Origin of the sequence: Kribbella sp. NPDC050820, from assembly GCF_040653975.1 — a bacterium.
Taxonomy (GTDB): Bacteria; Actinomycetota; Actinomycetes; order Propionibacteriales; family Kribbellaceae; genus Kribbella.
This window is the reverse complement of sequence record NZ_JBFAHB010000001.1, coordinates 430094-449123: the sequence shown is the minus strand read 5'-3', so window position 1 is coordinate 449123 and position 19030 is coordinate 430094. Positions and strand designations below refer to the sequence as shown.

Sequence of the window (19030 nt, the reverse complement as noted above, 5' to 3'; positions counted from 1 at the left end):
GATTCAGTCGACCGACGCTGTTTGGCCGGGTGCCCGGGTCGCCTGAGAAGATGGCGCCGTGCCCGATCCCGCCCGCGTTCCGTCGGACAGCACGCCGTACGACGTGCTGCGCTCCGTCACGCCGTACGACGGGACCGGCCGGAGCCGCCTGATTCCCGGACCGGTGCACGGGTGAAACGTCCGATTCTGGTCAGCGGCATCCTGCTGATCACGCTCCTCGGCGCGACCGCCGGCTACTTCACCGGCGACCGCACCGAAGTCCCCGTCCCCACCGCCACCGGCCAGGCGGCGCCACTCGGCGAGGTGACGCCGCCGGAGCCGTCGGTGCCGGTCAAGACGCCGGTGCCGAGCGACGTGGCCGCGCTGGAGACCGGGCTGAGCTACAAGCGCCGCAGCTTCACGGTCACCCGCGAGGACGGCCAGCCGGTGCAGGTCTCGATCGAGACGCCGGACGACTGGCGGCTGACCCGGGACAAGAAGGCGCCGGCGGAGGTCAAGTTCCTGGATCGGTTGACCGAGCGCGGCGTCCGGGTCGAGGCGGTCGAGCCGAAGCAGACCCCAGCGGACGCCCGCGCCGCGCTCGTCGTCGCACTGAAGCAGAGTCAGGCCCCGGAGAACGACCTGCGCATCCTCACCGAGTCCGACGAGCAGGTCGAGGGCGACGACGGCCGGCCGCGGACGGTGTCCACCCTGATCTACACGTACATCCCGAAAGAGACCCTCCGCTACGTGATCGTCCGCTGGGTCGCGACCGGCGACGACCTGACCACGGTGGAGATGAGCATCACCGGGCTCCCGCAAGACGCGGACGGCCTCGGTGAGGTGCTGCTGGCCGCGACCCGGACCGTGCGCGAGACCAGTTGAGCAGACTCTTCGACAGTGCCCGAAAGGGTTGTTTCACGGAATTGTTACGCGGCTGCTGCAACCCCGCGGCGGGCTACGGTGTCTGTGGGGAGTAGGGGAAATCCGGAGGTGAGGCAGGCGTGGCTCGTCGGGGGACAGTAGGCGCTCTGCTGGGTTCGGGACTGGTCGTCGTCACCGCGCTCGGCGGCGCCGGCGGGTACGGAGTCGGCCTGCTGACCGCGGTCGAGCGGTCGGCTGCGGCCTCCACCGGAACGGCGGCTCCGCTGGGCAGCCCTCAGGTGTCGACACCGGGCGCCTCGACGACTCCGACGCCGACCGCGCCGCCGCGGAAGATCGTGCCGGACGACTCACCCCCGCTCGAGGCCGAGGACCTGCGCTACAAGAGCCGCACGTTCGAGGTGAGCTACGTCTACAAGTCGAGAGTCACGGCCCGGGTGCCGTCCAACTGGAGCATGACGCAGCCCGACCCGCCGCGGACCGCCCGCTTCACCGACCCGACCGGCAAGCGCTGGCTCCGGATCGAGTCCGGCTTCACCATCCAGCGCCCGCCGGCCGCCTCGATGCAGGCGCGGATCGACGAGCTGAAGAAGCTGCCCGCGGACCAGATGCTGAAGATCATCTCGAGCACGACCGAGGGCAGGTACGCGACGCTCTCCTACACCTACGTGCCGCCCGCGTCGCTGGCCCCGAAGGCGATCGTCCGCTACGTGATCGTCCGCTGGGTCGCCGACGACAGCGACCTCTGCGCGGTCGAGATGAGCTCCACCGGTCTCCCGCAGGACGAGGAGGCCCTGCTGGCCATCCTCGACAAGGCCGCCGCCAACGTCGTACGACGCGACAGCCCGCTGTCAGGCTCGAACTCGGAGAAGCCCAGCTGACCGGCGCCCGTGGGGCAGGCCTCAGTTGACCGGCCAGATGAGCCGGAAGATGGTCGAGCGCAGGCGGTAGAACCGGCGGCGGGTGGACTGGACGAAGGCAGGCGACAGCCGGAACCGTTCGCTGGGCCTGAGCCATTCGCTGCGAGTGGGCATGCAGACTTCCTCAACCGGAGTACGTCACCGAGTCGGCCATCTCCGTCGCGCGGACCAGACGGTCAGCGTCCGGGACCATGACCTGGACGAGCAGCGAGCCCGCGTCCCCCCGGTCCACGACTCGCTGGAGGAGCACCATACCGGCATCGCCGCAGTCGGTTGAGACGCGCGCGGTGACCTTCTGGCCGTCCACGCTCCCACCCTCGACGGCCTTGTTCTGACTGCAACCGAACTGAGACGTGTCCGGAAGGGCGAGCTTCGAGCTCGACACCCCGATGAAGATGCCCGGGGTGGCGTTCGCCGCCCAGTCTGCGTCCTGGCTGACCCGGATCGCCGGGTACGGGGCGCGACTACCGGGTGGCTGCCACTCCGACTGCGCGATCGACTTCGCCCAGCCGCGCGGGACGTCCACCGAGAACCCGCCCTCCGAGACCGTGATGACCTCACTCTCCGCGAGGTACCGCTGGCCGAAGAATCCACCGCCCCCGCCGACGATCAGAGCAAGTACGGCGGCCATGACCCAGCGACCGCGGCGACGCTTCGGCGGCCCGGGCGCTGCATCAGCCTCGGCAGCAGGCATCGCGGCGGCGGCCGGCGGCTCCGCGGGTGGCTCGGTCGGAGCAGCCACCGTCTCGGAGGGTGCCGGCGTCTTCACGATCGTCGGCTTGTTCTCGTCGCTGAGCGCCGTGTTCTCGCCGGCATCGTCGGAGATCGAGACCGCGATGGTCTCCCGGCTCGCGACCTTCGGCGGGACGAAGTCGTGGGTGGTCTCGTCCAGGGCGCCGACCAGTTCCCGGGTGAACGACTGGACGTCCGGCCAGCGCTTCTCCCGGTCCGGTTCGAGCGCGCGGACGATGGCGAAGTCGACCTGCTCCGGCAGCAGGAACCCCAGCGTGCTCGGCGGCGGCGCTGCCTCCACCCGGGACGCCGCGCCCAGCCCGTCGACCTGATGAGGTGACCGCCCGGTCAGAGCGGCGTACGCGACGGCTCCCAGCGAGTACTGGTCGGCGCGCTGGTCCAGCCGCTCCCCCATCGCCTGTTCGGGAGCGACGTACGACGGAGTGCCGCCGGGCATTGTGATTCGCGACACTTCGTCGAGCGACTTGCCCAGGCCGAGGTCCGACAGGACGGCGCGTTCGCCCTCGTCCGTGCTGCGGAACAGGACGTTCGCCGGTTTCACGTCGCGGTGCAGCAGACCGCGCCGGTGCAGGGCCTGGAGGCCGCGGCCGACCTGCACGACGACGTCGACGGCCTCGGGCAGCGGCAGCGGTTCCTTCTTCAGGCGGTCGGCCAGGGTGCCGCGATCGGCGTACGTGAGCACGAGAAACGGCCTGCCGTCCTCGAGCTCGCCGACGTCGTGCACCTGGACCACGTGCTCGGACTCGACCCGGCGCAGGAACCGGCCCTCCTCGAGGAACCGGCGGCGGACCGTGTCGTCGTGCCCCCAGTTGTCCGCGAGGACCTTGATCGCCACCTCGGCGTCCAGTTGCTCGTCGTGAGCGAGCCACACCGTAGCGAAACCACCCGAGCCCAGGCGTCGTCGCACGACGTAACGGCCGAGCCTGCTTGGGACCCCCATAGAGGGCATTATGGATCACTGGGAGTCCCATGCCCGGGGACGATTGACAAGCAAAGGCGCAGATGAGCGAGAGCAGCAGCCCGACCGACGACCTCGGAGCCCTGGCGGAGCGCGCGAAGGCCGGAGACAAGCACGCGATGGACGACCTGCTGCGGCTGGTCCACCCGCGCGTCCTGCGGATCTGCCGCAGCGTGCTGCCGTACTCAGCGGACGCCGAGGACGCGGCCCAGGAAGCGCTGCTGAACATCGCCACCAAGATCAACACGTACTCCGGCCGCAGCAGCTTCTCCACCTGGGTGCACTCGGTCGCGGCCAACTCGGCGCGGTCGACGTACCGGAAGCTGAAGCGCAGCGCGCAGGCGGCACACAACCCGGAGACGATGGAGAAGCCGGACCCGCGGACCACCAGCGTGATCGCCGGCACCCGCCTGGACCTGCTCGAGGCGCTGGAGACGCTGGAGCGCGACCGGCCGCAGATGGTGACGCCGCTGGTGCTGCGGGATGTCTACGGGCTGTCGTACGAGGAGATCGCCGCCGAGGTCGGCGCGCCGCTGGGCACGGTGAAGTCCCGCATCCACGACGCCCGCGAGGTCGTCCGCCCGCTCCTGCGGCCGAAGGACTGAAAGACCCCTCGCTTCGCTCGGGGGTAGGGGCACGGGCTTCGCTCGGGGGGCTCCCGTCGGCGGGCGTCGTGTGCTCAGATGGGGGGCATGAAGAAGCTCATCAACGAACCTGGTGATGTTGTGAGTGAAGCGCTGCGGGGGATGGCGGCAGCGCATCCGGACCGGCTGCGGGTGGATCACGAGAACCGGATCGTGTACCGCAAGGACGCGCCGAGACCCGGCAAGGTGGGGCTGATCTCCGGTGGCGGGTCGGGGCACGAGCCGATGCACGGCGGGTTCGTCGGGCTCGGCATGCTGGACGCGGCGTGCGCGGGCGAGGTGTTCACCTCGCCGGTTCCCGACCAGATGATGGCAGCGACCAAGGAGGTCGACGCCGGCGCCGGCGTGCTGCACATCGTGAAGAACTACACCGGCGACGTGATGAACTTCGAAATGGCTGCCGAGCTCGCCGCGGCCGACGCCGGCACCGAGGTGCTGTCGGTGGTGACGAACGACGACGTCGCCGTACAGGACAGCCTCTACACCGCCGGCCGCCGCGGAGTCGGCGTCACCGTGCTGCTGGAGAAGATCGTCGGCGCCGCGGCCGAGGAGGGCCGGCCGCTGCAGGAGGTCGCCGACCTGGCCAAGAAGGTCAACGACAACGGCCGCAGCATGGGGATGGCGCTCACCTCGTGCACCGTCCCGGCAGCCGGCAAACCGACCTTCGAGCTGGCCGAGAACGAGATGGAGGTCGGCATCGGCATCCACGGCGAGCCCGGCCGGCAACGGTTGCCACTGGCACCGGCCAAGGACGTCGCGGCGATGCTGGTCGACCCGATCGTCGGCGACCTGCCCTACCAGCAGGGCGACTCGGTGATCGCGTTCGTGAACGGCATGGGCGGCACGCCACTGATCGAGCTGTACCTGATGTACAACGAGGTCGCCCAACTGCTCGACCGGGCCGGCATCACCGTCGCCCGCTCGCTGGTCGGCAACTACATCACCTCGCTGGAGATGGCCGGCTGCTCGGTCACCCTGCTGAAGGCGGACGACGAACTGGTACGCCTCTGGGACGCACCGGTGAACACCCCCGGCCTACGCTGGGGCGCGTGAGCATGGGAGTCGACAACTTCGTCAGCTGGCTGCGCGACACCGCGAGCACCTTGCACGACAACGCGGCGTACCTGACCGAGCTCGACTCGGCGATCGGGGACGCCGACCACGGCGCCAACATGGACCGTGGGTTCCAGGCGGTCGTCGCGCTGCTGGACGAGTCCACATTCGCGTCGGCCGACGAGTTGCTGAAGAAGGCCGGGATGACGCTGGTCAGCAAGGTCGGCGGGGCGAGCGGGCCGCTGTACGGCACGTTCTTCCTGCGCTTCGGGACCGCGCTGGCCGGCGTCTCGCCGATCACCCCGGAGGCGATCGGCGAGGCGTTCAAGGCCGGGGTCGGCGGCATCCTCGCGCGCGGCAAGGCCGAGCTCGGCGACAAGACCATGTACGACGCCTGGGCGCCGGCTCTGGACGCGTACGACGCTGCGGTCGCCAGCGGATCCGATCTCGCCGGCGCCCTGAACGCGGCCGCAGAGGCGGCGGCGAAGGGCCGGGACGCGACGGTGCCGCTGGTCGCCCGGAAGGGCCGGGCCAGCTACCTGGGCGACCGCAGCGCCGGGCACCAGGATCCGGGCGCGACGAGCACCACCCTGCTGCTGGAGTCGGCCGCGCGCACCCTCGCATGATCGGGATCGTGGTGGTGTCGCACAGCCACGCGCTGGCGACCGCCGCGGTCGGCCTGGCCGCCGAAATGGTTGCCGAGAACAACCGTCCGGTGATCGCGGTCGCGGCCGGTCTGGACGAGAAGACATTCGGAACCGACGCGATGGCCGTCGCCGAGGCGATCACCGCGGCCGACAGCCCGGACGGCGTCCTCGTTCTGCTTGACCTGGGCAGCGCGGTGCTGAGCGCCGAAATGGCGCTGGAATTCGTGGACCCGTCCGTGGTCGAGCGGGTGCGGTTGTCCAGCGCGCCCTTGGTCGAGGGCCTGGTCGCCGCCGTGGTCACCGCCTCGACCGGCGCCTCGCTCGACGCGGTCGTCGCCGAGGCGAACCGCGGCCTGCTCGGCAAGCAAGAGCACCTGGGCGATTCAAGCCCTGTTGCCCAAGAGGACCTGGTGACTTCCGACCAGACGATTGAAGTTGCGGTGAGCAACGAACACGGGCTGCACGCGCGTCCGGCGGCCCGACTCGTCGCGCTGGTCAACTCGTACGACGCCACGGTCACGCTGACCGACCTGGACACCGGCCGCGGACCTGTCGACGCAGTCAGCCTGAGCATGGTCGCCACCCTGAACGCCCAACAAGGCCACCGCCTCCAGGTGGGTGCCACAGGCCCACAGGCCACGGAGGCACTCGCCGCGATCGCCGAGCTAGCCGAACAGGACTTCGGTGACACGCCGACCGGGGGTTTCGAGAGGGCCGGAGGCCCGGGAGTCGGAGGTGCCGGAGGCGAGGGCTCCGGTGGCCCGGCGGCTGCTGGTGGTTCCGGGCTCGATGTGGCGATCGGGCCGGCTGTGGTTGTCGACGCGCAGGTCGACCTCAGCGACTACAGCCCGGGGGACGACGAGCACGGGCGGCTCGCGGATGCCTTGGATGCGGCTGGTGGTCAGCTCGAGCGGCTCCGGGACGGCAGTTCCGAGCACGGCGGGATCTTCGATGCTCAGTTGGCGATGTTGCGGGATCGGAAGCCGTTGGGTGATGTTAGGGCGGCGATTTCCGCCGGGGAGTCTGCGGCTGACGCGTGGAAGCAGGTGTACGACAAGCTGGCGAGGGTGTTCGAAGGGCTGGATGACGCGTATCAGCGGGAACGGGCGCAGGATGTCCGGTCGGTGCGGGATCGCGTTCTGCGCGTGCTCACCGGCGACGTGGCGGAGCGGCCGGAGGAGGGGATCCTCGTAGTGCCCGAGCTGGATGCCGCCACGGCAGCGACTGTGGACGCCGAGCGGATCGCCGGGATTGCGGTGCGGGCGGCAGGGACGACCGGACATGGGGTGATCGTCGCGCGATCCCGGGGAATCCCGTTGATCACCGGGATCGGTGACGTCGCCGTGCAAGCGGGCGCGATCGTGGCGTTCGACGCGCGGCACGGGTCGTTCCAGGTCGCGCCGGACGAGGCGACGATCCACGCCACGATCGTGGAGCGGCGGGCCGAGCGCGAGCACGCCGCAGCACAAGCCGATCAGCCCGCAACCACCGTGGACGGCAGGACGATCGACGTACTCGTGAACGTCGGCTCGGTGCAGGACGCTGTCGATGCACGCGGCGCGGACGGGTCGGGGCTGGTGCGGACCGAGGTGCTCTTCGGCGACCGCCGTACGCCGCCGACGGTAGAAGAGCAGGTCGAGACGTTCCGGGCGGTCGCGGCCGCGCTGGATGGCAAGCCGATCACGATCCGCACCTGGGACATCGGCGGCGACAAGCCGTTGCCATTCCTGCCGCAGGACCACGAGGCCAACCCGTTCCTGGGCGAACGCGGCCTCCGCGTCTTCCGTAGCCGGCCGCAGCTGCTGCGCGACCAGCTGGAAGCGATCCGGCAGGTCGCGGCAGAGACCCCGGTGCTCGTGATGTTCCCGATGGTGACGACGGCCGACGAGGTCGCCTGGGCGCTCGACGAGCTCGGCCCGCGGCCCGACGGCCTGGAGGTCGGCATCATGGTCGAGGTCCCGGCCGCCGCACTCCGGATCGAAACGCTTGCCAAGGGCCTCGACTTCGTCAGCATCGGCACGAACGACCTCACGCAGTACACAACCGCTGCCGACCGCACCAACTCGGCCGTCGCCCCACTGGCAGACGGGCTGGACCCCGCGGTACTGCAGCTGATCGACCACGTCGTGCGGCACTCCGGCGTGCGAGTAGCGGTCTGCGGTGACCTGGCCAGCGATCCGTCGGCCGCCGTACTGCTGGCTGCTCTTGGTGTGCAGGAGCTGAGCGCAGTGGGTCCGCAGGTACCGCTGGTCAAGGCCCGCCTACGCGAGACGGACCTGACTCAGCTGCCAACCGCGGAGATCCTCGGAGCGCGGGATGCAGCTCAGGTGCGCGGCTTGCTGTAGTAGCGCAGCTCGACCAGGTTGAAGCCGGAGGTCCGCGTCGCCTTGGCGGGCAGCGTGTAGCTCTGGCCCGGCTCCAGATACGTCACGTCCGGGCTGTCCAGGTCCAGGTCGACCACTAGCGCCGGATACGCACCGGTGTGCCACGTGTACGACTCCCCCGCGTCCGGCGTCACGTGCTGCACGCGTACGTCGTCCTCGTCGACGACCACCTTGGCCGGGACCTCACCCACCTGCTCGAACCCGGCCTCCGCAGGCACACCGGTGATCCCGAAGTACGGGTCGCCGGACGCTTCCTCGCCCAGGTCGAGCACCTCGATCAGGCGGTTGAGGTAGAGCGACTCGCCGTCGTTGGTGAGCATGTGCACCGGCGACACCGGCCGGTAGACCGAGCCGCCGACGGTCTCGTTGAGGTGGCGCGCCGGGCTGCCATCGAGCCAGTCCATGTGGCACGGGGACGTGGAGAGGCAGAGGACGACGTACGGGTTGTGATGCAGGTGCCAGCCCTGGGCCTCGCCGGGAGCGAGCGAGACCTCCCAGACGCGGACGCGAGAGTTCTTCAGCAGCACGCGAGTGCCGATCTCACCGAGGACGACCTCGGTCCCGTCCGGAGCGACAACGGTGGTGCCTGCGGTCATAGGGCCTTCTCCTCATCGATAGGGCGTTCCATAGCTACGCCACCGAGCAGCACACCGTCCGGCATGGGCAGCTCGACGGTCTCGATCTCGGTGAACCCGAAGGCCCGGTACAGCGGCACACCGGGCAGTGTCGCCATCAGTGCGAGCCGCGTGAAGCCCTCGGCCTTCGCTGCGTCGGCGCAGGCGGTGAGGATCGCCCGGCCGAGTCCACGCCGGGTCCAGTCGCTGCGCACGAACATCGCGCGGATCCGGGCCGGCTCGGTCGCCGGGTCCAGCAGTCGCTCGTCGGCTCCCGCCGTACTGGCGTTGAAGAGCTTGTTGCGGCGGCTCCAGCCACCGCAGGAGACCACCTCGCCGCCCGCCTCGTGCACGTAGTACGTGCCGTCCTCGATCAGCGCCTGGTCCAGCGTGGTGATGTGCTCGGCGGCGCTCGCCGTCTGCACTGCGTCGTAGTACGCCGGGAACAACTCCCGCACGGACGCCCGCGCCAACTCCGCAATCGCAGGCCCATCCGCCCTCACCGCCAGCCGCAACACACCCTCCACGCCCCACAGGCTAGTTCTGCAACACCACTGGGGTGAAATGACCGGCGTCGTGAGCCGGAGAAGTAGATCCGCTCAAGGCCGGCGGGAGCGTTTGCTCTTGCCGGCCGCCCAGCGGTACGCCACGAAGGTCCAGAGCAGGGCGGGCAGCCCGAAGATCGCCGCGGCGACCTCCCGGCCGAACAGCAGCAGCACCAGCCCGGTCAGGAAGAACGGGGCGGCCAGCCACACCGCACCTGCGAACGCGGCCCACCGCCACCTGCTCGGCTTCCGCGGACCCGGCTGGTACAGCGACGGTGTCGGGAGCCCGGCGAAGACCGGCTGCAGGTCCGCGTGCGTGACGGCGGTGTTCAGCCGGTCGACCCGCGCGTGCAACTCGTCCTGGTCCAGCCGCCCGACGGCGAACTGCTCGGCCAGCTCGTCGGTGCAGACCCGGCGCTCCTCCTCGGTGAGCCGGATGTTGGCCATCCGGCGCCGCGCAGCCGCCACCCGGGCTTCCTGCCCGGCCGCAGCCGCGAGCCCCATCAGCTCACCCGGCTTGACCGGCCGCCGGTCCGCCATCCGCCTCACCTCACTCGTCCCTTTCGAGTGTGCCAGACGGCCGGGCACGCGCACCGGGAGCGGACCCCTCCGCGGGCTATCGTGCATCCGCGGTGAACACGATCACTCAGCGGTACGTCGAACTGGAGCAGCAACCGTGAAGACCATTGGCCTCGTCGTACTGCTGGTCGCCGCCCTCACCGCCTGCTCGGGCGACGGCGACGGGGATGACCAAGCGGAGACCACCCCGGCGCCGGCCAAGTGTGTCGGCACGGACACCCCGGGAAGCACGCGCGTGCTGTCGTCCGGCCCGGTCAACCTGCCGTCCGGCGGTCGCGCCGTACTCACTGAGACGCACCTGGACGCCGAGCCGGCGACCGCCCGCCTCTCGCTGCTCGGCACCGCCGCGGGCGAGAGCACCGCGGCGGACGTCAGCGTCGGCGGGACGGTCACGGTGAAGACGACCAAGTACTCCGTGGTCGAGATCTGCTCGGACCGGGTCCAGCTGACGAAGAGTTAGCTGAGGGCCGCCGGCAGGGTCGCGGTCCAGACGGTCCGCAGCTCGGTCAGCGGCACCTCGAACTGGTCCTGCACGTCCAGCGAGTCCCCAGTGATGACACCGATCTTGGCGTGCGGGAAGCGCCGCGCCGTACACATGTCGGTGAACCGGACCTCCTCGGTGCGCGGTACGGCGACCACCGCGCGGCCGGCCGACTCCGCGAACAGGAACAGGAACGGGTCGAGGCCGTCCGGCGCCCAGACGCGAGCGCCGACACCGCCACGCAGCGCGGACTCGACCAGCGTCTGCGCGACACCGCCGTCGCTGACGTCGTGCGCGGCGTCGATCAGGCCGTCGCGGGACGCGTTGATCAGGATGTCGGCCAACTGCTGCTCGACGGCCAGGTCGACCGCCGGCGCGCGGCCACCCAGGTGGCCGTGGACGACGTGCGCCCACTCCGAGCCGGACAGCTCCTCGTCGGTCACCCCGAGCAGGTAGAGCTGGTGGCCTTCCATCTCGGCCGTGAAGCCGATCGGCGTACGGCGGGCGACGTCGTCGATCACGCCCAGCACGCCGACCACCGGCGTCGGCAGGATCGGGGTGTCGCCGGTCTGGTTGTAGAACGACACGTTGCCGCCGGTCACCGGGATGCCGAGCTCGATGCAGCCGTCGACCAGGCCGCGGATCGCCTCCGCAAACTGCCACATCACCGCCGGGTCTTCGGGCGAGCCGAAGTTCAGGCAGTCGGTCACCGCGGCCGGACGGGCGCCCGTGGTCGCGACGTTCCGGTACGACTCGGCCAGCGCCAGCTTGGCGCCGGTGTACGGGTCCAGCTTGGCGAACCGGCCGTTGCAGTCGGTGGACACCGCGACCCCGAGACCGCTGGTCTCGTCGACCCGGATCATCCCGCTGTCCTCGGGCTGCGCGAGCACCGAGTTGCCCAGCACGTAGCGGTCGTACTGATCCGTCACCCACGACTTGTCGCACAGGTTCGGCGACGCGACCAGCTTCAGCAGCGTGTCCCGCAACTCCGCGCCGGTGGTTGCTCGGGGCAACTTCTCCGCGCCGTCGGCCTGCAGCTCGTCCTGCCACGCCGGCCGGGCGTACGGACGCTCGTACACCGGGCCCTCGTGCGCGACGGTCCGCGGCGGTACGTCGACCACGCGCTCGCCGTGCCAGTCGATCTGCAGCCGCCCGGTGTCGGTGACCTCGCCGATCACGTCCGCCTGCACGTCCCACTTGGCGCAGATCTTCAGGAACGCCTCGACGTTGGCCGGCGTGACGACCGCCATCATCCGCTCCTGGGACTCGCTCATCAGGATCTCCTCCGGAGCGAGCGAGGCGTCCCGCAGCGGCACCTTGTCGAGCGACACGTACATCCCGCCGTCGCCCGCGCTGGCCAGCTCCGAGGTGGCGCAGGACAGGCCGGCCCCGCCGAGGTCCTGGATGCCCTCGACCACGTTCGCCTGGAACAGCTCGAGGGTGCACTCGATCAGCAGCTTCTCCATGAACGGGTCGCCGACCTGGACCGCCGGCCGCTTGGTCGGGCCGCCCTCGGCGAACGTCTCCGACGCCAGCACCGACACCCCACCGATCCCGTCGCCACCGGTCTTGGCGCCGTACAGGATGATCTGGTTGCCGATGCCGGTCGCGTTCGCCAGGTGCAGGTCCTCGTGCCGCATCACGCCGACGCAGAGCGCGTTCACCAGCGGGTTGCCCAGGTACGTCGAGTCGAAGACGACCTCACCGCCGACGTTGGGCAGGCCGAGGCTGTTGCCGTAGCCGCCGATCCCGGACACGATCCCGGGCAGCACGCGCTTGGTGTCCGGCGCGTCCAGCGGGCCGAACCGCAGCGGGTCCATCACCGCGACCGGGCGCGCGCCCATCGCGAGGATGTCGCGGACGATGCCGCCGACCCCGGTCGCCGCGCCCTGGTACGGCTCGACGTACGACGGGTGGTTGTGCGACTCCACCTTGAAGGTGACCGCGTACCCCTCGCCGATGTCGATCACGCCGGCGTTCTCGCCGATCCCGGCCAGCATCTTCCCGGCCGGCGTCTCCTGCGGAATGTCACCGAACTTGCGCAGGTGCACCTTGGACGACTTGTACGAGCAGTGCTCGCTCCACATCACCGAGTACATCGCCAGCTCGCAGCTGGTCGGGCGGCGGTCCAGGATGTCCCGGATCCGCTGGTACTCGTCCGGCTTCAGGCCGAGCTCGGCCCATGGCTGCTCGATGTCAGGGGTGCTGCTCGCGTTGCTGACGGTGTCGGTCGACACGTTAGGACTCCTGCACTAGGTGGGACTCAGGTGAAACGGTAGCGGGCTGCTCGGAGGCCACGAGGTGGGCCACCAGCAGTGGAAGGGCGAAGCCGGTCATGATCGCGGGCAGTGTGACGCCGGAGTCGTTCAGCACCATGCCGATCAGGCCGCAGGTCGACATCGCGAGCAGAGTCGGCCGGATCATCGGCAGACTTGTGTAGAAGGTTCTGTACTTCTCCGACGGCACCCGGTCCGGCAGCACGGTGGCCAGCATCGCCAGCACCACGCCGACGAGCATCGCCCAGCCGGCCGGGCCGGCGAAGTACTGCGCAGCCATGTCCAGCTTGCGGATCAGGATGTCGCTGACGTCGCCGTCGAGCAGCCGGGCCACGAACGTGCCGAAGTGACTCCGCTGGTCCGCCGGCCGCAGATAGTCGAGGAACGCGACCGCAGACACCGCCAGCACGCCGGCCGCGCCCACACCGAGCAGTGCGCGCCAGGAGATGCTCCCCCGCCACGTCAGCCACGCCATAAGCAGTACGGCGGGTGTCAGCGCCAGGATGCCGCCGAAGTCCGTCCCCCAGCCCGGCCGACCGTCCACGACGATGGCAGCGCCCCCGATGGCGAGTACTGCGAGCGCAGCCTGCTTCCTGCTCTGGTCGAGAAGCCTCTGCGCCGCCCAGCCCGCCATGACCAGCGCAGCGACCGCCAGCGTGGCGAACGTGGAGTTGCCGAAGCCGTAGAACCGTCCGCCCATCACCGGCCCGTCGGTGAACATGCTGCCGAACTGCAGCGGCGTCCCGAGGACTCCGTCCACCAGCAAGATCCCGTACGCCGCCCCAGCGATCCCGAGGAATGCATAGCGTTTGAAGGCGATCTGAGCCACAGCAGCCAGCAAGGCGCTGATGCCGATCACCACGCAGTACAAGGACAACGCAGGAGCCGGCCAGCGCCACCACATGGTCGCCGTCGACAGGAAGACCGCGATGAAGAACCCACCCTGCGTCAGCAGCGTGAAGACGAAGGTACGGCGAGACAGCGGACTGCGCGTGATCACGAACCAGGCCAGCGCGATCAGCTCCGCGGCCAGGATCGTCAGCGACACCGCGAACAGCATCGGCCGCGGCTGCTCGAACCGCTCATTGGTGTCGAGCCGCTCCTCGATCACGGTCGCAGCATCGCTGTGGCGATCGCCCGTGAAGTGGATCTCGCTGCCGTCCAGCGGCCCGGCCGCCTCGGACCCGGCCGGGTCGACCTCGGCGACGTCGCGTTCCTTGAGGATGGTCGCGGTCACGTCGGTCAGCTGGATCAGGCCGGGACGGCGGGTGCTGTCGCTGGTGAGCCAACGTGGGCCGTCGTCCGGCGGCACCTGCATGGCGACGAGCGGTTGCTGGTGCTCGTTGGCCATCGTCTGGCTGACGCCGACCAGCAAGACCCAGCCGCCGGCCGAGCGCGCCTGGGCGACCAGGTCTGCGACTCTCTTCCGGGCCTCGTCCCGTCCTTCGCGCGGAGGCATCGGGCCGGCGGCGACGATGGCGTCGCCGCACTCGTTGCTCGCCAGCCTGGCCGCATCGAACTCGGGCTGCCAGTTGGTCACCGAGCCGTCGGTGCGAGCCAGCGCGACCGCAGCGCCCGGACCGAAGCCGCAGATCGGGTAGCCCGTCTGGCCCAGTCGGCCGATGGGGGCGCCGGTGTGGTGCTCGGCCTGGCGGTCGACGTACGTCTGCCATCCCTCGACCTGGCCGTTGCTGACAGCAGGGAGGTCGCCACAGGCCTGGTCGGGGACACTGCCCCACGCCCGGGTGCCGGCGCTGATGGTCAGCCAGCCGTCGACCGGACAGGTGCGCGGACCGGCCGATTTCACGGTGATCGAGCCGACGTGCGACTCGTTCACCAGCGCAGTCAGCTCGGGCGACGCCTTCACGTCGTTCCAGGTCAGGCCAGGGACGCCGATCACCACCACCTTGGCCAACAGGCTGCTCGGCTGCGCGCCCGCCGTACCGGTGGTGACGAACAGCGCCGCCAGGGTCAGGAAGAGGGTGCGGACCAGGACTCGCCGCAACCCAGTCGAGCTCATCAGCCGGCGACGACGGCCTTCAGCACCGAGGTGAAGAAGCCCAGGCCGTCGGTGGTCGGGCCCGTCAGGGTCTCGACGCAGTGCTCGGGGTGCGGCATCAGGCCGACCACGTTGCCGCGCTCGTTGGTGATCCCGGCGATGTCGCGGTACGAGCCGTTCGGGTTCTCGCCCAGGTAGCGGGCGACGACCCGGCCCTCGCCCTCCAGCCGGTCCAGGGTCGCCTCGTCCGCGACGAACGAGCCGTCCTGGTTCTTGAGCACGATGGTGATCTCGTGGTTGGCGTCGTAGTCCGACGTCCACGCGGTGCGGTTGTTCTCGATCCGCAGCGACTGGTCCTTGCAGAGGAACTTGCGGTGGTGGTTCTTGATCAGGGCGCCGGGCAGCAGGTGCGACTCGCACAGCACCTGGAAGCCGTTGCAGATCCCGAGCACCGGCAGGCCTTCGCCCGCCTTCTTGACGATGGTCTCCATCACCGGGGCGAACCGGGAGATCGCGCCGGCCCGGAGGTAGTCGCCGTACGAGAACCCGCCCGGCAGGACGACCGCGTCCACCCCGTGCAGGTCGGCGTCGGCGTGCCAGAGCGCGACCGGCTCGGCGCCGGCCACCGCGGCCGCGCGCCTTGCGTCGACGTCGTCCAGCGAGCCCGGGAAGGTGACGACCCCGATCTTCATCAGGCGTCGACCTCGACGTGCAGGGTGTAGTCCTCGATCACCGGGTTGGCCAGCAGCGTGTCGGCGGCCTTGCGGATCTCGGCGACCCGCTCCTCGGTCGCCTCGCCGTCCAGGGTGATCTCGAACCGCTTGCCCTGGCGGACGTCGGCCACGCCGTCGAAGCCGAGCCGGCCGAACGCGCCGTGCACCGCCTTGCCCTGCGGGTCGAGGATCTCGGGCTTGAGCATGACGTCGACGACAACGCGAGCCACTGACTTACTCCAGGTCTCGTTCCGGGGTGACGCCTGAATCCTACCGACCGATGCCCAGTTCCCCAGCATCGGCCGGAATTCCGGACTATTCACTCAGTACATACACGCGGTGTATAGTCGTTCCATGGCCACTGCGGAGCTGGTGCTGGGACTGCTGTCCCGCGGCCCTGCCCACGGGTACGACGTGAAGCGGGGCCATGACTCCTGGTTCCCGGACGGTCGCCCGCTGGCGTTCGGGCAGGTCTACACAACGCTCGGGCGGCTGGAGCGGGACGGGCTCGTCGAGGTGGTGGACAAGACCTCCGGCGGCGGTCCGGACCGGACGGTCTACGCACTGACGAGCAAGGGCCGCGACCACCTTGAGGAGTGGCTCAGCGACCCGGTGCCGCCGGCCTGGGGCAGCGCTGACGAGGTGCTGCGCAAGCTCGTCGCGGCGATCCGGACCGGTGGCGACGCGGCCGCGTTCCTGGCTCGGCAGCGGGCGAGCCACCTGCGCCGGATCCGCGAACTGCGGGAGACACCGGCCGAGGACGACCCGACGTCGCCGCTGGTCCGCGAGTACATCGTGGCCCACCTCGACGCCGACCTGCGCTGGCTGGACAGCGCCCTGGAACACATCTCCGAGCAGAAGGATCAGCGTTCATGAGCGCACTGGAGCTGACCAGCGTCGAGTACTCGTACCGCCGCAACCCGGCCCTCAGGGGTGTCACGCTCCAGGTCAAGCCCGGTGAGGTCGTCGCGATCACCGGCGCCAGCGGCTGCGGGAAGTCCACGCTGCTGCACTGCGCCGCGGGCATCCTGGCTCCGGACACCGGCACAGTGCGGGTGTCCGGGCAGGACCTGGCCGAACTGCCGGAGGAGGAGCGCGCACGGCTTCGCCGTACCAAGGTCGGCGTCGTGCTGCAGTTCGGGCAGCTCGTGCCTGATCTCGCACTGGTCGACAACGTCGCGCTGCCGCTGCTGCTGGACGGACATGAGCGAGCTGAGGCGCACGAGACCGCGCTGGACTGGCTCAAGCAGGTCGGTATCGCCGACGAGGCCGACGCGGTGCCTGCTGAGCTGTCCGGCGGCCAGACCCAGCGAGCAGCCGTCGCCCGTGCCCTCGTCACCGGACCTTCCGTCGTACTCGCGGATGAGCCGACGGGCAGCCTGGACAGCCGGGCCGGTCAGGAGCTGCTCGAGGTGTTGCTGCGGGCGTCGCGGAACCGCGGGGCGGCTCTGGTGATGGTGACGCATGACAACCTCGTCGCAGCGTCGGCGGACCGGGAGATCCGGCTGCGCGACGGCGTGATCCAGCACGAGGTCGCGCTCTGATGACGCTCGAGACGCTGGTCCAGCTCGCTCGGTCGCGCACGCCCGCCGATCGCAGCCGCATCCAACTGGCCACAGCAGCGCTGGGGCTCAGTGGTGCGCTCCTGCTCGGCGCACTGCGAATCGTGCGGCTGGGCAGCGACATGCTGCCGGAGACCGTCTACAGCAACTACATCGCCGAGGCCGGTCTCCGCTCGGGACTGATCGCGATCCTGGTCATCCTCGCCGTACTCACCGGTGGTCTGGCCGTGCAGGCCTTGCGACTCGGTACGGCGGCCCGCGAACGGCGACTCGCAGCGCTGCGACTGGCGGGCGCCTCCCGGAAGCAGGTGCGACAGCTGTCCGTGACAGACGCGGCCATGGCGGGGTTGGCCGGCGGACTGCTCGCGGGGCCGGTGTACCTGGCGCTCAGCCTGTTGCTGGGCGCACTGCCGCGCATGGCGCGGATCCTCCCGGGCGCAGAGCTGCTGGACCTGATCGTGTGGATTCCGGTGGTGGTGATGACGACTGCGGCCGGCGCATTGATCGGCAGCCTGCTGCACCGCGACCAGCTGGAGCCGAGCGTCGAGCAACCGGAGCAGGTGCGCACCGGCATCATCGCCGGGCCCGTGATGATCGTCCTCGGGCTGGCGACGGTCCGCTGGGCCGGGTACATCGCGTCGACTGTGCTGATGATCGGGTTGGCGCTGTTCTTCCTCAGCCTCTCCCCGCTGTGGATCCGGGCCATCGGCCGCCGGCTGCAGCGGTCCGGCGACCCGGCCAACCTGCTGACCGGTGTCCGCCTGGTCACCGACGCCCGGTCGTCGAGCCGGATGGCGACTGTGCTCGCCTGCTGCGGCTTTCTGGTCGGCACGCTGGTGCACGGGACCATCGGCGTACTGACCGAGGGCGAGCAGATCATCGGGCGGGCCGACTTCTACGTGACCGGGTACGTGCTCGGCGCGGTCGGCGTCCTGCTCATCGTGCTGACCGGCATGGCCGCACTGGTCGTCGGTGTGGCCGACCAACTGGTGGACCAGCGTCGCCAACTCGCGTGCCTTACCGCACTGGGCGTCGACACACAGTTCCTGCGCCGGGTGATCCGGAGGCAGCTGACTGCGGTTGCCGCGCCGGCGCTCGCAAGCGGCATGCTCCTGGGCACGCTGCTCGGCCTCGGCCGGCTGATCGGCGGGTTCACCAGCCCGTTCCATCTCGGCACGGTGCTCGCCTCTGCTGGGCTGACGATCGCCGGCTGGCTGATCGGCCTGCTCGGCGGCGTCGCAGCCGGCCACCTGCTTCGCAACCAAGTCCGGGACGCACTCGATCCCGAGAATCTGAGGGCAGCCTGATGAGTGTGCTTTTGGCGGGATCTTCGGCGCCGGCGCTGCTGCTGGGCGTTCCGAACCGCATCACCCTGGTCCGCACCGTCGTCGCGATGGTGATCGCCGCCATCGCGTTCCGCACCGGCGCGCTGAGCTGGCTGGTGGTCGGGTACGCCGCGTACTGGGTCGGCGACATGGCCGACGGGGCGGTCGCGCGCTACCGCGACGAGGAGTCGGTGGCCGGCGCCGTGTTCGACATCGTCTGCGACCGGGCCTGCTCGTTCCTGCTGGCGGCCGCGTTCATGGCCACGTTCCCGGCGACGATCGGACCGCTGGCGATCTTTCTGGTCCAGTTCGGCGTACTGGACACGATGCTGTCGCTGGCCTTCCTGCTCTGGCCGGGCACGCTCAGCCCGAACTATTTCTACAAGGTCGACCGGCCGATCTGGCTGTGGAACTGGTCCAAACCGGCCAAGGCGGTCAACACCGCGGCCGTGGTGATCTCGCTGATCATCGCCCACCAGACCGGCGCCCACTGGCTCCCGTACGGCGTCGCCACCGCCGCCCTGGTCGTGAAGATCGTCTCCACCTACCGCCTCCTAACCATCCTCCGCGGCCCCCACCCCGCCACCCCCGAAACCTGAGCTTTGCCATCCAGCGTGCCCACCTCCTCTGCTTTCACGCGCCGCAGGCCCGTGCTGGCGGCATGGGGGACGACGTCAAGGGGGGCAGGGGGTGCATCGGGTGGGGCCCTGGTTCAC

Annotated in this window: 20 protein-coding genes and 1 pseudogene; 12 read left to right on the top strand and 9 right to left on the bottom strand. The window is 70.1% G+C overall.

Annotation, left to right across the window (positions count from 1 at the left end):
* The first annotated feature begins 171 nt into the window (after window positions 1-171).
* The gene (locus AB0H36_RS02265) at window positions 172-864 is read left to right on the top strand and encodes a hypothetical protein (protein ID WP_360515025.1); all 693 of its coding nucleotides are present in this window, start codon (window positions 172-174) and stop codon (window positions 862-864) included.
* Between the two features lie 119 nt (window positions 865-983).
* Window positions 984-1742: a hypothetical protein gene (locus AB0H36_RS02260; protein ID WP_360515023.1), complete on the top strand. Its 759-nt coding sequence runs from the start codon at window positions 984-986 to the stop codon at window positions 1740-1742.
* Between the two features lie 21 nt (window positions 1743-1763).
* On the opposite strand, the gene AB0H36_RS02255 is transcribed toward AB0H36_RS02260, so the two are convergent.
* Window positions 1764-1895 carry a hypothetical protein gene (locus tag AB0H36_RS02255; RefSeq protein WP_360515020.1) on the bottom strand — a complete coding sequence of 44 codons (132 nt, stop codon included), beginning with the start codon at window positions 1893-1895 and terminating at the stop codon, window positions 1764-1766.
* 10 nt (window positions 1896-1905) lie between these two features.
* Window positions 1906-3474: a serine/threonine-protein kinase gene (locus tag AB0H36_RS02250; RefSeq protein ID WP_360515018.1), complete on the bottom strand. Its 1569-nt coding sequence runs from the start codon at window positions 3472-3474 to the stop codon at window positions 1906-1908.
* 62 nt (window positions 3475-3536) lie between these two features.
* On the opposite strand from AB0H36_RS02250, the gene AB0H36_RS02245 reads away from it, so the two are divergent.
* The 5 genes and pseudogenes from AB0H36_RS02245 (at window position 3537) to ptsP (ending at window position 8181) form a co-directional block, all read left to right on the top strand.
* Entirely contained in the window at window positions 3537-4097 is a 561-nt protein-coding gene (locus AB0H36_RS02245) for a sigma-70 family RNA polymerase sigma factor (RefSeq protein ID WP_360515015.1), read from the top strand.
* Between the two features lie 87 nt (window positions 4098-4184).
* Window positions 4185-5189: a dihydroxyacetone kinase subunit DhaK gene (gene dhaK, locus AB0H36_RS02240; protein ID WP_360515012.1), complete on the top strand. Its 1005-nt coding sequence runs from the start codon at window positions 4185-4187 to the stop codon at window positions 5187-5189.
* 2 nt (window positions 5190-5191) lie between these two features.
* The gene (gene dhaL, locus AB0H36_RS02235; protein ID WP_360515126.1) at window positions 5192-5815 is read left to right on the top strand and encodes a dihydroxyacetone kinase subunit DhaL; all 624 of its coding nucleotides are present in this window, start codon (window positions 5192-5194) and stop codon (window positions 5813-5815) included.
* Window positions 5812-6192, top strand: a pseudogene (gene dhaM / locus AB0H36_RS02230) (dihydroxyacetone kinase phosphoryl donor subunit DhaM); the annotation flags it as partial. The gene dhaL and the pseudogene dhaM, both read left to right, overlap by 4 nt.
* A 54-nt stretch (window positions 6193-6246) precedes the next feature.
* Window positions 6247-8181, top strand: a complete 1935-nt coding sequence (gene ptsP / locus AB0H36_RS02225) for a phosphoenolpyruvate--protein phosphotransferase (RefSeq protein WP_360515123.1) — start codon at window positions 6247-6249, stop codon at window positions 8179-8181.
* On the opposite strand, the gene AB0H36_RS02220 is transcribed toward ptsP, so the two are convergent.
* The 3 genes from AB0H36_RS02220 to AB0H36_RS02210 form a co-directional block, all read right to left on the bottom strand.
* The gene (locus AB0H36_RS02220; protein WP_360515009.1) at window positions 8160-8816 is read right to left on the bottom strand and encodes a hypothetical protein; all 657 of its coding nucleotides are present in this window, start codon (window positions 8814-8816) and stop codon (window positions 8160-8162) included. The two genes, ptsP and AB0H36_RS02220, sit on opposite strands and share 22 nt — an antisense overlap.
* Window positions 8813-9361: a GNAT family N-acetyltransferase gene (locus AB0H36_RS02215; RefSeq protein ID WP_360515006.1), complete on the bottom strand. Its 549-nt coding sequence runs from the start codon at window positions 9359-9361 to the stop codon at window positions 8813-8815. Before AB0H36_RS02215 ends, AB0H36_RS02220 begins: the two co-directional genes overlap by 4 nt.
* A 72-nt stretch (window positions 9362-9433) precedes the next feature.
* Window positions 9434-9919: a DUF1707 domain-containing protein gene (locus AB0H36_RS02210; RefSeq protein WP_360515003.1), complete on the bottom strand. Its 486-nt coding sequence runs from the start codon at window positions 9917-9919 to the stop codon at window positions 9434-9436.
* 136 nt (window positions 9920-10055) lie between these two features.
* Here AB0H36_RS02210 and AB0H36_RS02205 point away from each other — a divergent pair, with 136 nt between their 5' ends.
* A complete protein-coding gene (locus tag AB0H36_RS02205; RefSeq protein WP_360515000.1) occupies window positions 10056-10418 on the top strand; it encodes a hypothetical protein in 363 nt (120 codons plus the stop codon).
* Here AB0H36_RS02205 and purL read toward each other — a convergent pair.
* The 4 genes from purL to purS are packed head-to-tail and all read right to left on the bottom strand — an operon-like array spanning window position 10415 to window position 15657.
* Window positions 10415-12676 carry a phosphoribosylformylglycinamidine synthase subunit PurL gene (gene purL, locus AB0H36_RS02200; RefSeq protein WP_360514997.1) on the bottom strand — a complete coding sequence of 754 codons (2262 nt, stop codon included), beginning with the start codon at window positions 12674-12676 and terminating at the stop codon, window positions 10415-10417. The genes AB0H36_RS02205 and purL overlap by 4 nt on opposite strands.
* Before the next feature lies 1 nt (window position 12677).
* Window positions 12678-14735, bottom strand: coding sequence for a hypothetical protein (locus AB0H36_RS02195; protein ID WP_360514994.1), 2058 nt, complete (start codon window positions 14733-14735; stop codon window positions 12678-12680).
* On the bottom strand, window positions 14735-15406 hold the full coding sequence (purQ, locus tag AB0H36_RS02190; RefSeq protein ID WP_360514991.1) for a phosphoribosylformylglycinamidine synthase subunit PurQ: 672 nt from the start codon (window positions 15404-15406) through the stop codon (window positions 14735-14737). The genes AB0H36_RS02195 and purQ overlap by 1 nt, the downstream gene beginning before the upstream one ends.
* Complete coding sequence (gene purS / locus AB0H36_RS02185) at window positions 15406-15657, bottom strand: phosphoribosylformylglycinamidine synthase subunit PurS (RefSeq protein ID WP_360514988.1); 252 nt, start codon at window positions 15655-15657, stop codon at window positions 15406-15408. Before purS ends, purQ begins: the two co-directional genes overlap by 1 nt.
* A 124-nt stretch (window positions 15658-15781) precedes the next feature.
* Here purS and AB0H36_RS02180 point away from each other — a divergent pair, with 124 nt between their 5' ends.
* Genes AB0H36_RS02180 through AB0H36_RS02165 form a run of 4 tightly spaced genes read left to right on the top strand, consistent with a single transcriptional unit; the run spans window position 15782 to window position 18913 of the window.
* Complete coding sequence (locus AB0H36_RS02180) at window positions 15782-16303, top strand: PadR family transcriptional regulator (protein WP_360514985.1); 522 nt, start codon at window positions 15782-15784, stop codon at window positions 16301-16303.
* Window positions 16300-16971, top strand: a complete 672-nt coding sequence (locus AB0H36_RS02175) for an ABC transporter ATP-binding protein (protein WP_360514982.1) — start codon at window positions 16300-16302, stop codon at window positions 16969-16971. The genes AB0H36_RS02180 and AB0H36_RS02175 overlap by 4 nt, the downstream gene beginning before the upstream one ends.
* Window positions 16971-18296: a hypothetical protein gene (locus tag AB0H36_RS02170; RefSeq protein ID WP_360514980.1), complete on the top strand. Its 1326-nt coding sequence runs from the start codon at window positions 16971-16973 to the stop codon at window positions 18294-18296. The genes AB0H36_RS02175 and AB0H36_RS02170 overlap by 1 nt, the downstream gene beginning before the upstream one ends.
* Complete coding sequence (locus AB0H36_RS02165; RefSeq protein ID WP_360514977.1) at window positions 18296-18913, top strand: CDP-alcohol phosphatidyltransferase family protein; 618 nt, start codon at window positions 18296-18298, stop codon at window positions 18911-18913. The genes AB0H36_RS02170 and AB0H36_RS02165 overlap by 1 nt, the downstream gene beginning before the upstream one ends.
* Window positions 18914-19030 lie beyond the last annotated feature (117 nt).

Excerpts from the sequence above, each read along its gene's own strand:
- AB0H36_RS02255 (WP_360515020.1), bottom strand. The coding sequence starts at position 1,895 with ATGCCCACTCGCAGCGAATGGCTCAGGCCCAGCGAACGGTTCCGGCTG.
- AB0H36_RS02250 (WP_360515018.1), bottom strand. The coding sequence starts at position 3,474 with ATGGGGGTCCCAAGCAGGCTCGGCCGTTACGTCGTGCGACGACGCCTG.
- AB0H36_RS02245 (WP_360515015.1), top strand. The coding sequence starts at position 3,537 with ATGAGCGAGAGCAGCAGCCCGACCGACGACCTCGGAGCCCTGGCGGAG.
- dhaK (WP_360515012.1), top strand. The coding sequence starts at position 4,185 with ATGAAGAAGCTCATCAACGAACCTGGTGATGTTGTGAGTGAAGCGCTG.
- dhaL (WP_360515126.1), top strand. The coding sequence starts at position 5,192 with ATGGGAGTCGACAACTTCGTCAGCTGGCTGCGCGACACCGCGAGCACC.
- AB0H36_RS02220 (WP_360515009.1), bottom strand. The coding sequence starts at position 8,816 with ATGACCGCAGGCACCACCGTTGTCGCTCCGGACGGGACCGAGGTCGTC.
- AB0H36_RS02210 (WP_360515003.1), bottom strand. The coding sequence starts at position 9,919 with ATGGCGGACCGGCGGCCGGTCAAGCCGGGTGAGCTGATGGGGCTCGCG.
- AB0H36_RS02195 (WP_360514994.1), bottom strand. The coding sequence starts at position 14,735 with ATGAGCTCGACTGGGTTGCGGCGAGTCCTGGTCCGCACCCTCTTCCTG.
- purQ (WP_360514991.1), bottom strand. The coding sequence starts at position 15,406 with ATGAAGATCGGGGTCGTCACCTTCCCGGGCTCGCTGGACGACGTCGAC.
- AB0H36_RS02180 (WP_360514985.1), top strand. The coding sequence starts at position 15,782 with ATGGCCACTGCGGAGCTGGTGCTGGGACTGCTGTCCCGCGGCCCTGCC.
- AB0H36_RS02175 (WP_360514982.1), top strand. The coding sequence starts at position 16,300 with ATGAGCGCACTGGAGCTGACCAGCGTCGAGTACTCGTACCGCCGCAAC.
- AB0H36_RS02170 (WP_360514980.1), top strand. The coding sequence starts at position 16,971 with ATGACGCTCGAGACGCTGGTCCAGCTCGCTCGGTCGCGCACGCCCGCC.
- AB0H36_RS02165 (WP_360514977.1), top strand. The coding sequence starts at position 18,296 with ATGAGTGTGCTTTTGGCGGGATCTTCGGCGCCGGCGCTGCTGCTGGGC.